Genomic DNA, 15,186 nt, shown 5'->3' with positions numbered 1-15,186 from the left:
GCAGGCTAAGGGGCGGTAAGGGACGTGGTTTTGGGTTGCAGGCTGCCGGCCAGGAAGTTGAGTGCTTCGGCTTGCATGGCGGCGGTGAAGACGTGGCCTCCGGGCCAGAAGCTTCCGGTGTACTTCCCGTCGCTGTGCAGTGATTCCAGCACCCGGTGTGCCTCCCGCATCCCTTCCTCCGGGAAAAGCTCGTCGGCCAGGGCGTACTGCACCAGGAAATCGGCGTCTGACCGCGCAGTGAGTTCAGGCCAGTCACCGAGTTTCCACAGCCCGGGCGTCTGCAGCAGCCATGAGTGGGCGTCCAGATGGGCCGGCAGGAGCGACTGGAACGTGGTCATCATGCACGTCACCACCGACGCCCGGATCCGGGGCGTGAGGGCGGCCAGCGCCAGGGACCGGCCCCCACCGCCGGAAAAGCCGATGCAGCCCAGGCGCTCCGGGTCGACTCCGGGCAGCCCGGAAAGAATGTTCAGCGCAACAAGGTCGTCGTGGGCAACCATGCCGGCCAGGCTGGTGCCGAGCAGCCCGGCTGTTTTGGCCACGGTATCTTCGTGGAAACCTGCTGCGGCGTTGTAATCATCAGCTTCGGAAGGCACGACGCCGTCCTCCCGCCACTGCGCCCGCCGCGCCTCAAGGGCGGACGCGGTCCGCCACGGCGGGGTTGAGAGGTCGAAACGGCGGCTGCCCCACGCAAAGGTGTCATGGGCGAGGACGGCAAAGCCCTTGCGGGCCGTCCTGGTGGCAAGGGCGTGGCCGTCGTAATGGCCGGCACGGGCGGCCTCGGCGGCAGGCTGGTTCGCCGGAAGCTCCACCAACCGGTCCGCGCCGCCAAACTTGTTCCCGCCATGGCAGTGCAGGGCGAGGACTCCGGGCAACGGGCCCGGCGTAGCGGCCGGCCGGACGAGCCAGGCTGTTGTCCTTGGCCCGAAGCCCAACTGCCAGCTGAGCTGGGAGGTGATGACGCCGTCGTACGTTTCTTCCCAATGGACCGTCACCTCAGGAAGGGGGGACGCGCCGGGCACACCCAGCGCGTCCGATAGCTCCTGGGCCGCCGGGGTGCCGGCGCTGTATTGGGGATGTCCGCGGACGTAGGCAGGCCAGTCCTCGTAACCGGCGATGGCGCTGGGCCGTGCTGCCGCAGTGCCCGATCCGGTTCTGCGTGTCTCAGTACTGCGTGCGCTGGAACCTGCTCCGGTGCCCACTGGCCTGCCTCCTGTCCTGGCGTTATTGGTGCGGTTTTTGTTGCTGCAGCGGCTGCTGTTGGTTCAGCAGCCGCTGCCCGCGGGGTCAGCCCAGGTTCTGGTTGACCTCGTTGATCATGCCCTTGGCAGCGTCACGCGGGGAGATCTTTCCGAACAGTACATCCGTGTTGTAACGGTTCAGAACCTCCATGGTGGAGGAGGAACCGGCCGGGAACGGCGTCGGCGGATCGATCTTCATCTCCGCAATGCGGTCCAGGTACGCCGCCTCCTTCTGCTGCGTATCTTTCAGGAGGGGAGTGATGCCGGCCTTCAGTTCAGTGTTGGCTGGCATGCCGCGGTCGCTCTTGATCTTGCTGGCTGCATCCATGTTGTTGACCAGGTAGTTGATGAAGAGCGCGGCTTCCTTGGGGTGTGCCGACTTGGAGGAAATGGCGTACTCCATGGATGAACGGAGCCATGCGCCCGGTTCCTTGCTCTCACCGGGCAGCTTCATCATCTCCAACGGTGCTCCCGAGTAGGAAGTCATCTGGTTGCTCCACGAGATCTTCATGCCCTGCTTGCCTTGGCCCATCAGGGTCATCTCAGGCTGTGCTGAGCCGTCTTCCACGGTCTGTGACGCGGACGGTGCACCGCCCGTATCCATGAGCTTCTTGTTCAGTTCGAACCAGCGCGCAAGGGTGTCCTCGCTGATGCCCATCTTCTTGCCATCGTCCGTGTACAGGGCCTCACCGTTTTGACGGGCCCAGACGGCCAGGAAGGAATCGTTGGCCATGGGGGTGGTGCCGAAGGTACCCGCAGGCGACTTCTTGGTGATCTCGGCCGCGATGTCCGCGTAGTCGTCCCAGGTCCAGGTCTCGTCATCCGGAAGTTCAACGCCCGCGGCTTCGAAAACCGTGGGGTCGACCACCATTGACATCGAGTTGACGCCGGCTGTGATGGTGTACTGCTTGCCGTCGATCTTCCCCAGGTCCACTGTTCCTTCGGCGAACTTGGAGGTGTCGATCTGGTCCTTTACCTTGTCCAGGTCCAGCAGGACGCCCCGGCTGGAGTATTCGCTGGGGTAGGAACCGCTCATGGCGAACACATCCGGAGTGGTGCCGCCGGCGATCTGCGTTGCCATCTTGTCCCAGTACGAGCTGAATTCGGTGTTCTCGCCCTGGACCTTGATGGTGGGGTTGGCGGCCTCGAAGTCCTTGATGACGTCCAAGGTGGTCTTGGCGCGGGAGTCGTTGCCCCACCAGGCGAACCGGATGGTGACCGGGTCCTCCGCCGTCCCTACCTTTCCTGCTTCCGGGCTGCTGCCGCAGCCGGTGAGAACCATGGCCAGCGCGGCTGTTGCGCCGGCGACCCCCATTACTGACTTCTTGAGACGAAACCGCATTGTTGTGCCCCTCAGGTTGTGTGATCTAGTGGTGAGTGATGCGCATTACAGAAAGCGTTTTCTCAAAAACTAACAAAGGGCTATACAGGAGTCAAGAAACCGTTTACTTTGGTACCGAGCCGCTTTTCCATCAGCACCCCCGGCGGCGCCCGGACCACGCAGACCTGACTTTGTTGCAGCGCGGATCGCGGCGCCCCTAAGTGCTCGAAGACGTCGCCCCGGCGATGACCACAGACGTGGAGGCCACGATGACCAAAGGAGACCACATGGCCGCAAAACACATACCCAGGACACCGCGCCCGGCAGAAACGCCGACAGATGCGGGCCTGCACCGGACGGGGCAGCTGCAGTGAGCGCCATCAGCGAACTCAGTTCGATTTCCCGCCGGAAGGGCAAGCTCACCGCCGCGGAGAAGAAGGCGAACGGCCGGGACAATAAGGCCGCCTACATCTTCCTCCTTCCGTGGCTGGTGGGCCTTGTAGCCATCACCATCGGCCCGATGCTGATGTCCCTGTACCTGTCCTTCACGGACTACAACCTGCTCCAGCCCCCGCAGTGGACGGGGCTGGACAACTTCACCCGGATGCTCAGTGATGCGCGGCTTCACAACTCGTTGGGCGTGACGTTCACGTATGTCTTCGTCGGCGTGCCGCTTCAGCTGGCCGTGGCACTTCTGATCGCACTCGTCCTGGACAAGGGCCTGCGCGGCCTGCCGTTCTACCGCTCGGTGTTCTACCTGCCGTCCCTCCTGGGCGGATCGGTCGCCGTCGCCATCCTCTGGAAGCAGATCTTCGGCACTGCCGGATTGGTTAACCAGGTCCTGGCGATGTTCGGCATCCAGGGGCCGGGCTGGATCTCTGACCCCAGTACGGCACTTGGTTCGATCATCCTGCTGCATGTGTGGACCTTTGGTGCCCCCATGATCATCTTCCTGGCGGGCCTGCGGCAGATACCGCACATGTATTACGAGGCAGCAAGGGTCGATGGTGCCACCACCCTTCAGCAGTTCTGGCGGATCACCCTGCCGATGCTGAGCCCGATCATCTTCTTCAACCTGGTGCTGCAGATCATCGGTTCGTTCCAGTCGTTTACCCAGGCGTTCATCGTCTCGGGCGGCAACGGCGGCCCTTCGGACTCCACGATGTTCTTCACGCTGTACCTCTACCAAAAGGGCTTCGGCCAGTTCGACATGGGCTACGCCTCAGCCATGGCGTGGGTCCTGCTGGTGATCATCGGCGTATTCACCGCCGTCAACTTCATCGCTTCTAAGTATTGGGTTTTCTATGACGACTAAGCTGGAGACGCTGCCCACCCCGGACAAGAAGTCCGGAGGCGCCGGCAAGCCTACGAACCACCGCAAGCCCCGCGAGTCCCGCGGAACCCTGGCGTTCAGCCGGGCGCAGCGCGGAAAGTCCCTGATGAAGCATGCCATCCTGATCATTGCGGGCGGTTTGATGATCTACCCGCTGCTGTGGATGGTGGTTTCTTCCCTTCGGCCCAATGAACTGATCTTCCGTGAGCCTGGCCTGTGGCTTAGCAGCCTGGAGATGAGCAACTACACCTCCGGCTGGTCCGCCCTGACCCACCCGTTCGGCCACTACATGATCAACTCCGCGATTGTGGTGATCGGATGCATCCTGGGCAACCTGATCTCGTGCTCCATGGCCGCCTACGCCTTTGCGCGGCTGCAGTTCACCGCCAAGAAGCTGCTCTTCGGCATCATGCTCCTGACCATCATGCTGCCGTTCCACGTAGTGATCGTCCCGCAGTACATCCTGTTCTCGCAGATCGGCTGGGTGAACACCTTCTGGCCGCTGATCGTACCCAAGCTGCTGGCCACCGAAGCCTTCTTCGTCTTCCTGATGGTGCAGTTCATCCGCGGCATCCCCAAGGACCTGGACGAAGCAGCCAGGATCGACGGCGCCGGCCACCCGCGCATCTTCCTGCAGGTCATCCTGCCCCTGATGGTCCCGGCCCTGGCCACCACCACCATCTTCACCTTCATCTGGACCTGGAACGACTTCTTCAGCGCCCTGATCTACCTGACGGATCCGGACATGTTCACCGTTCCGGTAGCACTGCGGGCCTTCGTTGACTCACAGTCCGCCACCAGCTGGGGATCGCTGTTCGCCATGTCCATCGTCTCCCTCCTGCCGGTCTTCCTGGTCTTCCTCTTCGGCCAGCGGTTCCTCATCAAGGGCATCGCCACCACCGGCATCAAGTAGTCCGCAGTGGGAGGAGCGGGCGCCGCGGTCCAGCGGCTTCCCCGTAACACCCGCAAGCCCGAACGGCCCGTCCTTGTGGCGGGCCGTTCGGGTGCGGCGTGGGGCAGGTCCTTTGGAAATTCGCCCGCCAACATCTTGTATTACAAGTTTCTAACTTATAGTATTAGGTGCAGAAAGCGTTTTCTCTGCGGCTGCCCCCTCAGCTACACTTTCTCGAACCCCGCAGACAGCATCGAAGCAACCCATCCCCAAGACCAAGATCGAAGAAGATCGGAGTACCCAGTGCCGCTTTTCCCCCGCTCTGCATCTGCTGCCAAGCAGGCTGCAGGTACAAACTCCTCCGGCGCAGCCCGCCGAATCCGTAAGACAGGCGTCGTAGCCGCCGCGGCCGCCGTCGTCATGGCCCTCAGCGCTTGCGGTGGGGGAGCCGCCCCGCAAAGTGACGGCCCTGTTGAACTCAGGTTCTCCTGGTGGGGCGGCGACAAGCGCGCCCAGCTGACCCAGGAGGCCATCAAGCAGTTCGAAGCCGAGAACCCCAACATCAAGATCAAGCCGGAATTCGGCGATTGGAGCGGTTACTGGGACAAGCTGGCCACCCAGGTCGCGGCAAACGACGCCCCGGACATCATCCAGATGGATGAAAAGTACATCACCGAATACTCCAGCCGCGGCGCTCTCCTGGACCTGTCGAAGCATGAGATCGACACCTCCAAACTCGACGAAGCCGCGCTCAATGCCGGCAAGAGTGACGACGGCCTGACCGGCATCGCTGCCGGCATCAATGCCGCAACCATCCTGGCCAACCCTAAAGTCTTCGAAGCTGCAGGAGTGCCTCTGCCCGACGACTCCACCTGGACCTGGCAGGACTTCGAACGGATCGCCGCCGAAATCACCGCCAAATCTCCCAAGGGCACCTACGGCGCCGCCGCCTACGGAACCGATGAGGCTTCGCTGGGCGTATGGCTCCGCCAGAACGGCAAATCCCTGTACACCTCAGACGGCAAGTTGGGCTTTGAGCCGAGTGATATCGCCGAATGGTGGGCGTTCCTGAAGCAGCTCAGCGAGAAGCAGGCAGTTCCGTGCGCTTCCGAAGTAATAGAGGCTGAGGCCGCACCGCTGGACCAGAGCGGACTCGCCACCGGTAAGAACGGCATGGCGTTCTGGTGGTCCAACCAGGCTCCTGCCCTGGAAAAGGCATCCGGCGGCGACCTGAAGATCCTGCGCTTCCCCACCAAGACCGGAAAGGCCGCTGACGCCGGGCTCTGGTACAAGGCTTCGCAGTTCTGGTCAGCCTCCTCACGGACCAAGCACCCCGAGGAAACCGCCAAGTTCATCCACTTCCTAACCAACAACGTCAAGGCCGGCGAAGCGCTCCTGGCCGACCGTGGTGTATATCCGAACTCAGAGGTCCGTGCAGCCATCGAATCCAAGCTGACCCCCGCCGACGTCAAGGTGGTCAAGTTCATCGACCAGATCAAGGACGAGCTTGGCGAGGCCCCTGCTCCGCCGCCGAAGGGCGCCGGTTCCATCCAGGAGATCATCAAGCGGTACACCTCCGAGGTCCTCTTCGAGCGGCTGTCCACGGAGGAAGCAGGCAAGAAGGCGCATGACGAGATGAAGTCCGCCATCAGCAGCTAGTCTTCACACCGCCAACACGGCTCTGGACACTTTGGTTGGATGCCTCCTCCGCCCACAGCGTCCGACGGCGGGTGGCAGCACCGTCCCGGCAGGAACCACTGGTTCCTCCGGGACGGTGCTGTTTAAGACGGAGGCGTTCAGGCGGGACAGGGCTGATGCGGCATGACGCGGCCCAGTACGACGACGCCTGGTTTTCTTCGGTCTGGGTGCCCGGCAGCCTCCCGCCCTCCCGACGGCGGGCCGGCACCGTCGGGTAGTAGCCCGGCCGGAGCGCGAACCGGGGGAGCCGTGGTCAGCGCGGTCCCGGGTAGCGGGGGTGGGGTGGAGTGGTAGGTGTGGCCGGTGGGGGTGCGGGTTACGACCGTGTGGCGTCCGCCGGGGAGAGGCTTTGCATACCAGCGGGGGTTTTCTTTGGTGTGGTTGCAGGCTTCGCAGAGTCCTTGGCCGTTGCCGGCGGTGGTTGGGCCGTTGTTGTGCCGGGGGATGATGTGGTCGTGGTGCCGGATCGGTGCGTCGCAGTAGGGGGTGCGGCAGGTGTCGTCCCGGATCTGGAGGAACCGGCGGAGCCCGGGCGGGAAGATCCTGGCTTTTGAGTCCATTGCGACGAGTTCGCCGGTGCCGGGGGCGGTGTAGAGCCGGCGCAGCCAGACGGACAACCTGGCATTTTCAGCTGGACCGGTTTCGGCGCCCGTTGACCCGTTCAGAACTGTTTCCCGTGCCCATTGGGCCGGGACGGTGCCGTAGCCGGGGAGCCGGGCGGGTTCGCTGTCGCCCTGGAAGAGGGCGCGGTCGGTCATGACGAGCTGGATTTCGATGCCGGTGATCCCGGCCGGGGTTCCGGTGAGGCGTCCGACCAGGGCGTCGGCCATGATCTGGCCCCTGGTCCGTTCATCACCGGTGGAGCGGAGCGTGTCGGCGTGCCGGGTCAGGGCGGCGTGGGCGGCGACGCCCTGGGCGACGGGCAGCAGCGCGGTCAGGTAGGTCATGGTGTCCGGTGCCGGGCGCAGGCTCACGCTGCGTTCGGTGACGGCGTGGCTGGCCCGCCGCGCGACCGAGTGCGGGTCCCGCCGGTACGCGGCGGCCCGGACCGCGGCGGTGATGGCCCGGGTCCCGGCCCCGGCCAGGGATCCGGTGTCGGCGGCGATCTCCTCATCCACCGCGCACCGGTCATCCGCGGACAGGCAGGCTGTTTCCTTTACCAGGAGTGTGGCCCGCCATTCGTTCAGCTGCCCGGACCCCAGGGCGGCCAGCGTCCGGGGCATCTCCGTGACGAGGGCTTTGGCCAGGCCCAGGAGCCGGCCGGGGGGTGTCAGATTGTTTGTGTAGGAGAGCTGTAGTCGCTGGATGATTGGAGAATCATTGTGGCTATGACGAAACCCCGTGAAGAGCTGGCGGAGGACCTGGCCCGTCGTGCAGCGGCGGCCGGCAGCATGGATGCGCTGAAGGCTTCCGGCGCGTTTGATGAGCTGATGGCGCAGATCGATTCCGGCCAGCTCGAACTCGATGGCAAGGACGGTTTCATCCAGCAGCTGATCAAGGCCTCCCTGGAACGCGGATTGCAGGCCGAGCTCTCCGGGCATTTGGGCTATGACAAGGGCGATCCGATCGGCCGTTTCCTGCCCAACTCCCGGAACGGGTCGTATGCCAAGACGCTGGGGACCTCCGCCGGGGACGTGGATCTGGCCGTGCCAAGGGACCGCGACGGGTCGTTCACCCCGCATCTGGTCCCGAAAGGTGCCCGCCGCACCGGGGGCCTGGATGACATGATCATCAGCCTTTACGCCGGTGGGATGACGGTGCGGGACATTGCCCATCATCTGCAATCCACGCTGGGGACCGAGCTTTCACACGAGACGATTTCCAAGATCACCGACGCGGTCCTGGATGAGGTCATGGAATGGCAGAAACGGCCTCTGGAGCCGCTGTATCCGATCCTGTACCTGGACGCGATCGTCGTCAAAGTCCGGGACGGACACCAGGTGCAGAACCGTGCCGCGCACATCGCGGTGGGCGTGGACATGGACGGCATCAAGCACGTCCTGGGCATCTGGGTCGAAGCCACCGAGGGCGCGAGGTTCTGGGCCGGGGTCTGCGCCGAACTGGCCAACCGCGGCGTGAAGGACGTACTGATTGTCTGCTGCGACGGGCTCACCGGCTTCCCCGAGGCCGTCGCAGCGACATGGCCGGCCGCGACCGTCCAGACCTGCGTCGTGCACCTGATCCGGGCCTCGATGCGCTTCATCGGCTACCAGGACCGCAGGAAGGTCGCTTCCGCGCTGCGGCCGGTGTACACCGCCCCGACAGCCGAGGCCGCCCAGGACGCCCTGGACGCGTTCGAGGCCTCCGACCTCGGCAGGAAATACCCCGCGACGGTCCGGACCTGGCGCAACGGCTGGGAGAAATTCATCCCATTCCTGGCCTTCCCCCCACCGGTTAGGCGCATCATCTACACCACCAACGCGATCGAGTCGCTGAACTACCAGCTACGCAAGATCATCAAGAACCGCGGGCACTTTCCCAACGACCAGGCTGCCGTGAAACTCCTCTGGCTGGCCATCTGCAACATCGAAGACAAACGCGCCAGCGACCGCGCGAGACTCGAAGGCAAGGCCCGGGGAAACCGTTCCAAGACAGTCGAAAAACTTATCGAAGGAACCTTCACGCAAGGATGGAGCGAAGCCCTTGGCGTCCTCGTTCTGAACTACCCCGACAGACTCGGACCCTACCTCAACCGATAAGACTCCACCTCACTTACACAAACAACTTGACAGGCTCGCCGGCCGCCGCGGGCCGGGGATTCACGCCTCGCCAACGCGACCTGAGCACCGACCCCCGCGCCCAGCCCAGCGGCAGGAACCCCCGCCGCAGTCTGGGCCCGGCGCTGGGACAGGTCAAAGGCCACAGCGATCTGCGCCTGCTTGGCGGCTGCGGCAGACTTCAAATCCTCAAGCTCCCGCAACTGCTCAATCATCCCCGCATCGTCAGCACAAACACGGACAGCAGACAGGCCCTCCAGGACACCCGCAACCGACGGAACAGCAGGGTTTCCCGCTGTTCCTGCCCTTGCCAGTGCCCCAACCGCTTCCATAACCAAAGTCTTCCAGCAGGGTGTGACAAAAACTGCAGCTGGAAGCTGTATGTGGAAAACCAGACGTGGGCAACGGGCAAGCGGTGCACTAAGGCTTTTCTGGTGGCGTGGCAATAAGGTGCGATGGGGGCTGCCAAGCAACGCGCCGCCGTCGTACTTATATGTGTGCCGGGGGCAGCAAAGCTGGAACTGGGGCGTCACCGCTCATCAGGCGACACCCCGGCTCAGAGAGACTTATCCCTCAGCAATGACCGCCACGCTACCGGCCGCAACACTCCCGGCAAACGCTTCACCCGTCAGCAGGTCCCTCCCGGCAGCCTCAACGGAAGCATCAGAGCGGGTGTGGTTGATGGCGAACAGGAAGCTGCCACCGTCGGCGGAGCGCCGCCGCGTGACCTCCACACCGGGGTCGGCCACGGCCGCCGGGGCAACGCCGGATTCAGCCAGGAGCCGATCCACCAGGGCCTCGATACCGTCGCGGTCGGGGAAGGTGGCGAGGTACCACGCCGCTCCACTGCCAACGGGCCGTCGGGTCAGGGACGGCACGCCTTCCAGCGGGTACTCGGTGAAGGTCTGCACTGCTTCCGCGCCGGCAAGCTGCACGTGCTCGCTCCAAATGGACGAGACGCTGCCGTCGCTCAGTTTCAATTGGGAGCCGGCCAGCAGGGGATGGAATTCCTCCACCCACACCCCCAACAGTTCACGGAATGCTCCCGGGTAGCCGCCCAGCCGGACATGGTCCTTCTCGTCCGCGATCCCGCTGAAGTAGCTGACCAGTACGGTGGCGCCGGTCGAAGCGGCAGCCGCAATATTGGCTGCGGCATCATCGGTAACTGAGTACAGCGTGCAGACGAGGACCAGGTCGTAACCCTCAAGCGACGCCGAAGGGTGCACCAAGTCAACTGAAACGCCCCGCAGGTACAGGGAACGGTGGAAGGCCCGCAGCAGGTCCAGATACCGGAGGTCAATGCTGGGCTTGGAATCGATTTCGCTGGCCCACCAGGCCTCGTAGTCAAAGACGATGGCCGCCCGGGAGTCCACCCGCGAGCCCCGGACGGGCTCGAGGCGCTTCAGCGCGGCGCCCAGGTCCACCACCTCCCGCCACACCCGGGTCTCGCGCCCGCCGTGCGGCACCATGGCCGAGTGGAACTTCTCGGAGCCGGCAAAGCTTTGGCGCCACTGGAAGAACATGACGGCATCAGCGCCGCGCGCTACATGCGCGAGCGAGTTGCGGAGCATCTCACCGGGCATCTTTGGCTGGTTCCGCGGCTGCCAGTTGACGGCCGACGTCGAATGTTCCATCAGGATCCACGGGTCGCCACCCGCAATTCCCCGGGTGAGGTCCGCGCTGAACGCGAGTTCGATGTGCCGCTCCGGATCGGCCGCCACAAGGTAGTGGTCGTTCGCGATGACGTCCAGGTCCTTGGCCCACTGGAAATAGTCCATGGACCTGGTGGCGCTGGACGCCATCAGGTTAGTGGTGCAGGGAACTGAGGGCGTCACTTCGCGGAGCACGGACACAAGGTCGCGGTAGTAATCCATCAGGGCCCACGAGTTGAACCGCTGGAAGTCCAGCTGCTGGCCCGGGTTCAGGCTGCTGGGGGCAACTCCAGGAGGAAGGATTTCCTCGAAGGAGCCGTAGTTCTGGCTCCAAAAGGCAGTTCCCCACGCCGCATTGAGCGCGTCGATGGTGCCGTAGCGCCGCTCCAGCCAGCTGCGGAAGGCGGCGGCGTCCTCTTCGCCGTAGAATTCGGAGACGTGGCAGCCCAGCTCGTTGTCCACGTGCCACAGTGCCAGCGCAGGGTGGTCTTTGTACCGCTCCGCCAGGACCCGGGTGATGCCCTTGGCATACTGCCGGTACACGGCCGACGACGGCGTATAGTGCCGCCGCGAGCCCGGTCCCAGCACGGTTCCGTCAGCCGTGACCGGCAGGATTTCCGGGTGCCTGCGTACCAGCCACGCCGGAGGTGCCGCGGTCGCGGTGGCCAGGGCCACCTTCACGCCGATGCCGGCCAAATTGTCCAGCACTTCGTCCAGCCAGCCGAAATCGTACTGTCCCTCCGCCGGTTCCAGCAGTGCCCAGGAGAAGATCCCAACGCTGAGGAAGTTCACGCCGGCTTCCTGCATCAGCTCCAAGTCCTCCAGCCGGACGCTGACCGGCCACTGCTCCGGGTTGTAGTCCCCGCCATAGGCGACACCTTCGATGTTGTTCCAGACGCTGTCCGGGCTGGAAGTTTTCTGCAACGTCATGGGACTCCTTGGTCTGCGGGGATGGTGGTACCTGCATGAAAATGGATCTGTGGAAAACGCTTGCCCATTTCAGGGAATACGGATATTGTATCGTTTCAGAAGCCGTGTAAGCCAGCTCACTACTCACGTTGTAGTAAATGAGCGACAAAGGGACTGCACACGTCGAGCAAGGAGGCTCCCATGATTAACAGAAGGCATTTCCTCACCACCGTAGCCGTCGGCACCGCATCTGCCGCCGCGCTGGCGGCCTGTGGGACAGGCGCTGGCACCAGCGCGGGGGAGACGGGCTCCGCGGAGAACCCCGTGACCATCAACTACACCTGGTGGGGCAACGACGACCGTGCCGAGCGTACCCGCAAGGCCATTGCACTGTTCGAGGAGAAGAACCCGGACATCAAGGTCAACGGCAACTTCACCGACTTCGCCGGTTACTGGCAGAAGCGCGCCACCGAGGCAGCCGGCGGCGGCCTCCCTGACGTCATGCAGTGGGACCTGTCTTACCTGCGGGACTACGGCCAGCGCAACCAGCTCCTGGACCTGGGCACCGTCAACATCGACACCTCGGCTTTTGAGAAGTCCCTCCTGCCCTCCGGCCAGATCAAGGGCAAAACCTACGGCATCCCCACCAGCACCAACGCCTTCGCCGTCTACTACGATCCTGCCAAGCTTGCTTCCCTGGGCATCGCCGAGCCGGACGGCAGCTGGACCTACAAGGAATTCAACGATTTCATGACTGAGATCGGCACCAAGAGCAATGGCGAGCTCTACGGTGGCGGCGACTACACCGGCATCTGGTGGATGTTCAACATCTGGCTGCGCCAGAACAACATCGAGGCCTTCACCGAGGACGGCAAGCTTGGCTTCACCAAGGATGACCTGAAGGAGTGGTGGAATACGACGGCAGCCCTCCGCGGTACTCCGGCCATCATTCCCGAAGAGCGTGTCACCCAGCTCGCCCCCAAGTCGCCGTTCGGCTCCAATGCAGCGGCTACCGAGTTCACCTGGGACAACTTCATGGCCGGCTACCTCGCGGACAGCGGCGCCAAGGAACTCAAGCTGGTGCCGCCGCCCTCGGACGATCCGGACAACCTCGGCCTGTTCCTTAAGCCGTCCATGCTGATGGTGGCCAGCGCCAAGACCAAGTACAAGGACGCTGCAGCCCGCTTCATCGACTTCATGGTGAATGATCCCGAGGTAGGCCAGATCTTCAAGACCTCCCGTGGTGTTCCCGCCTCCAAGACCCAGCGGGACGGTACCACGTTCGAAGGTACGGACAAGATTGTTGTCGACTACGAAAAGTCCATCGAGCAGTACCTCAAGGACGCCCCTGAGCCGCCCATCGTCGGCTTCGGCACCCTCGAGGCTTCCTTCAAGCGCGTCAGCTCGGACCTGAACTACGGCAAGCTGACCATCGACGGCGCAGCCGACGCATGGTTCAAGGAAGCCGAAGACCTCATCAAGCAGAACGCCTAATCAGGCACATCGTCTGATCAAGGCCTTCACAACTGACGGAATGAACTCGTGACTCAAAGCCCAACACTGAGCAGGCGTTCGGCACAGTCCGACTCCCCGCTGCCACGCAAGTCGCGGCAGCGGGGGGCGGACGCCCGCGCCGGCTACACCTTCCTGCTGCCCTGGCTGCTGGGATTCATCGCCCTCACTGTTGGGCCCATGATTTCCTCGCTCTACCTGTCCTTCACCAACTACAACCTGTTCGAGGCGCCCAAGTGGATTGGCCTGGACAACTACACCACCCTCTTCCAGGACGAACGGTTCCTGCAGTCGGTGGGCGTTACCGTGAGCTATGTGGTCTTCGGTACCCCCCTGAAACTTGCCGCTGCACTGGCGGTGGCGATGCTGCTGAACAGCAAGCGCCGGGGCCAGGGTTTCTACCGCTCGGCGTTCTACGCCCCGTCCCTGATCGGCGCGTCTGTTTCCATCGCGATCGTCTGGAAAGCCATGTTCGGCGATTCCGGCCCTGTGGACCAGGGACTGTCCTTCTTCGGGATCAACCTGGGCGGCTGGGTGGGCAACCCGGCCATGACCATGCCGATGTTCATCCTGCTGACGGTCTGGCAGTTCGGCGCCCCGATGGTGATCTTCCTCGCCGGCCTGAAGCAGATCCCGGCTGACCTGTACGAAGCGGCGTCCATGGACGGTGCCGGCCCGATTCGGAAGTTCTTCAACATCACCTGGCCCATGCTTTCCCCGGTGATCTTCTTCAACCTGCTGATGGAAACCATCCACGCGTTCCAGATCTTCGCCTCGGCCTACATCATCTCCAACGGTGAAGGCGGCCCGGCCGGCTCCACCCTCTTCTACACCCTCTACCTGTACCTGCGGGGCTTCAGCGACTTCCGGATGGGCTACGCCTCGGCAATGGCCTGGCTCCTGGTGATCGTCGTCGGCATCATTACCCTGATCTTCTTCCGCACGTCCAAGTCCTGGGTCCACTACAGCGGTGATGCAAAATGACAGCAATGGCAACCCCCACCCAGTCCCTCCCGGATGCAGAACTGGCGCACTACAACCCCAAGTCCGAGTCGGCCGGGACCAAGCGCGTCAAGAGCACCGTCTTCCACATAGTGGCCCTTGCCCTCACCGCTGTGGTCCTGTACCCGGGCCTGTGGATGATTGCTTCGTCCTTCAAGCCCAACTCCGAGATCGGCGGATCCAACACGTCGCTGTGGTCGAGCAACTTCAGCTTCGACAACTTCGTCACGGCAATGGACGGCATCGGCGGAGTTTCCACCCTCACGTTCTTCACCAACTCGCTGATCCTGGCTGTCGGTGCAGTGGTGGGAACCATCCTCTCGGCCAGCGTGTCGGCCTACGCGTTCGCCCGGATCAAGTTCCCCGGCCGCAGCATATTCTTCGGCATGATGATCGCCACCCTGCTCCTGCCCTTCCACGTGGTGATCATCCCGCAGTACATCGTGTTCCAGCAGCTGGGCCTCGTGGACACCTACGTGCCGCTGCTGATCGGCAAGTTCCTGGCCGCCGACGCGTTCTTCGTGTTCCTCATGGTCCAGTTCATGCGCAACCTTCCAGCTGAGCTGGACGAGGCAGCAAGGATCGACGGCGCCGGCCATGTACGGATCTTCGGGTCCATCATGCTGCCGCTGATGAAGCCGGCCCTGATCTCCACGTCGATCTTCTCCTTCATCTGGAGCTGGAACGACTTCCTGGGCCCGCTGCTCTACCTGAACACCCCGGACAAGTACCCGCTGCCGCTGGCTCTCCGACTCTTCGTGGACCAGACCCAGAGCTCGGATTACGGTGCCATGATCGCGATGTCCGTCCTGGCCCTGCTGCCGGTGCTGATCTTCTTCCTGGTCTTCCAGCGGTACATTGTTGAAGGCGTCTCCACCCAGGGCCTCAAGGGCTGACGGCCCCGGAAAC

11 protein-coding genes and 1 pseudogene are annotated in these 15,186 nt (G+C 63.5%); 7 read left to right on the top strand and 5 right to left on the bottom strand.

What is annotated here, in order from left to right:
* Positions 1 to 5: 5 nt before the first annotated feature.
* A complete protein-coding gene (locus NXY83_RS16675; RefSeq protein WP_258806292.1) occupies positions 6 to 1,118 on the bottom strand; it encodes an acetylxylan esterase in 1,113 nt (370 codons plus the stop codon).
* Between the two features lie 169 nt (positions 1,119 to 1,287).
* Complete coding sequence (locus NXY83_RS16670; protein WP_258803319.1) at positions 1,288 to 2,556, bottom strand: ABC transporter substrate-binding protein; 1,269 nt, start codon at positions 2,554 to 2,556, stop codon at positions 1,288 to 1,290.
* 376 nt (positions 2,557 to 2,932) lie between these two features.
* Here NXY83_RS16670 and NXY83_RS16665 point away from each other — a divergent pair, with 376 nt between their 5' ends.
* The 3 genes from NXY83_RS16665 to NXY83_RS16655 all read left to right on the top strand — a co-directional run bounded on the left by NXY83_RS16665 (position 2,933) and on the right by NXY83_RS16655 (position 6,446).
* The gene (locus NXY83_RS16665; RefSeq protein WP_258803318.1) at positions 2,933 to 3,877 is read left to right on the top strand and encodes a carbohydrate ABC transporter permease; all 945 of its coding nucleotides are present in this window, start codon (positions 2,933 to 2,935) and stop codon (positions 3,875 to 3,877) included.
* On the top strand, positions 3,867 to 4,808 hold the full coding sequence (locus NXY83_RS16660) for a carbohydrate ABC transporter permease (protein ID WP_258803317.1): 942 nt from the start codon (positions 3,867 to 3,869) through the stop codon (positions 4,806 to 4,808). The genes NXY83_RS16665 and NXY83_RS16660 overlap by 11 nt, the downstream gene beginning before the upstream one ends.
* Positions 4,809 to 5,090: 282 nt before the next feature.
* A complete protein-coding gene (locus tag NXY83_RS16655; protein ID WP_258803316.1) occupies positions 5,091 to 6,446 on the top strand; it encodes an ABC transporter substrate-binding protein in 1,356 nt (451 codons plus the stop codon).
* Between the two features lie 137 nt (positions 6,447 to 6,583).
* Here NXY83_RS16655 and NXY83_RS16650 read toward each other — a convergent pair whose 3' ends face one another.
* Positions 6,584 to 7,882, bottom strand: coding sequence for an HNH endonuclease (locus tag NXY83_RS16650; protein WP_397427605.1), 1,299 nt, complete (start codon positions 7,880 to 7,882; stop codon positions 6,584 to 6,586).
* Between NXY83_RS16650 and NXY83_RS16645 the strand changes: the two genes are divergently transcribed.
* Positions 7,877 to 9,184, top strand: coding sequence for an IS256 family transposase (locus NXY83_RS16645; protein WP_258803315.1), 1,308 nt, complete (start codon positions 7,877 to 7,879; stop codon positions 9,182 to 9,184). The genes NXY83_RS16650 and NXY83_RS16645 overlap by 6 nt on opposite strands.
* Positions 9,185 to 9,222: 38 nt before the next feature.
* Here NXY83_RS16645 and NXY83_RS21110 read toward each other — a convergent pair.
* Together NXY83_RS21110 and NXY83_RS16635 are read right to left on the bottom strand one after the other, a co-directional pair.
* A pseudogene (locus NXY83_RS21110) lies at positions 9,223 to 9,417 on the bottom strand (HNH endonuclease); the annotation flags it as partial.
* 351 nt (positions 9,418 to 9,768) lie between these two features.
* Positions 9,769 to 11,784, bottom strand: coding sequence for a beta-galactosidase (locus NXY83_RS16635; RefSeq protein ID WP_258803314.1), 2,016 nt, complete (start codon positions 11,782 to 11,784; stop codon positions 9,769 to 9,771).
* Between the two features lie 180 nt (positions 11,785 to 11,964).
* Between NXY83_RS16635 and NXY83_RS16630 the strand changes: the two genes are divergently transcribed.
* The 3 genes from NXY83_RS16630 to NXY83_RS16620 are packed head-to-tail and all read left to right on the top strand — an operon-like array spanning position 11,965 to position 15,173.
* Positions 11,965 to 13,257, top strand: coding sequence for an ABC transporter substrate-binding protein (locus NXY83_RS16630; protein ID WP_258803313.1), 1,293 nt, complete (start codon positions 11,965 to 11,967; stop codon positions 13,255 to 13,257).
* Positions 13,258 to 13,305: 48 nt separating this feature from the next.
* Complete coding sequence (locus NXY83_RS16625) at positions 13,306 to 14,259, top strand: carbohydrate ABC transporter permease (protein ID WP_258803312.1); 954 nt, start codon at positions 13,306 to 13,308, stop codon at positions 14,257 to 14,259.
* Positions 14,256 to 15,173 carry a carbohydrate ABC transporter permease gene (locus NXY83_RS16620; RefSeq protein WP_258803311.1) on the top strand — a complete coding sequence of 306 codons (918 nt, stop codon included), beginning with the start codon at positions 14,256 to 14,258 and terminating at the stop codon, positions 15,171 to 15,173. The genes NXY83_RS16625 and NXY83_RS16620 overlap by 4 nt, the downstream gene beginning before the upstream one ends.
* Positions 15,174 to 15,186 lie beyond the last annotated feature (13 nt).

The organism is Pseudarthrobacter sp. NS4 (genome assembly GCF_024758005.1).
In the GTDB taxonomy this organism is placed as follows: domain Bacteria; phylum Actinomycetota; class Actinomycetes; order Actinomycetales; family Micrococcaceae; genus Arthrobacter.
The sequence above is the reverse complement of the archived record's forward strand: the minus strand, read 5'-3'. Positions and strand labels throughout refer to the sequence as shown.

Excerpts from the sequence above, each read along its gene's own strand:
- NXY83_RS16670 (WP_258803319.1), bottom strand. The coding sequence starts at position 2,556 with ATGGGGGTCGCCGGCGCAACAGCCGCGCTGGCCATGGTTCTCACCGGC.
- NXY83_RS16660 (WP_258803317.1), top strand. The coding sequence starts at position 3,867 with ATGACGACTAAGCTGGAGACGCTGCCCACCCCGGACAAGAAGTCCGGA.
- NXY83_RS16645 (WP_258803315.1), top strand. The coding sequence starts at position 7,877 with ATGGATGCGCTGAAGGCTTCCGGCGCGTTTGATGAGCTGATGGCGCAG.
- NXY83_RS16635 (WP_258803314.1), bottom strand. The coding sequence starts at position 11,784 with ATGACGTTGCAGAAAACTTCCAGCCCGGACAGCGTCTGGAACAACATC.
- NXY83_RS16630 (WP_258803313.1), top strand. The coding sequence starts at position 11,965 with ATGATTAACAGAAGGCATTTCCTCACCACCGTAGCCGTCGGCACCGCA.
- NXY83_RS16620 (WP_258803311.1), top strand. The coding sequence starts at position 14,256 with ATGACAGCAATGGCAACCCCCACCCAGTCCCTCCCGGATGCAGAACTG.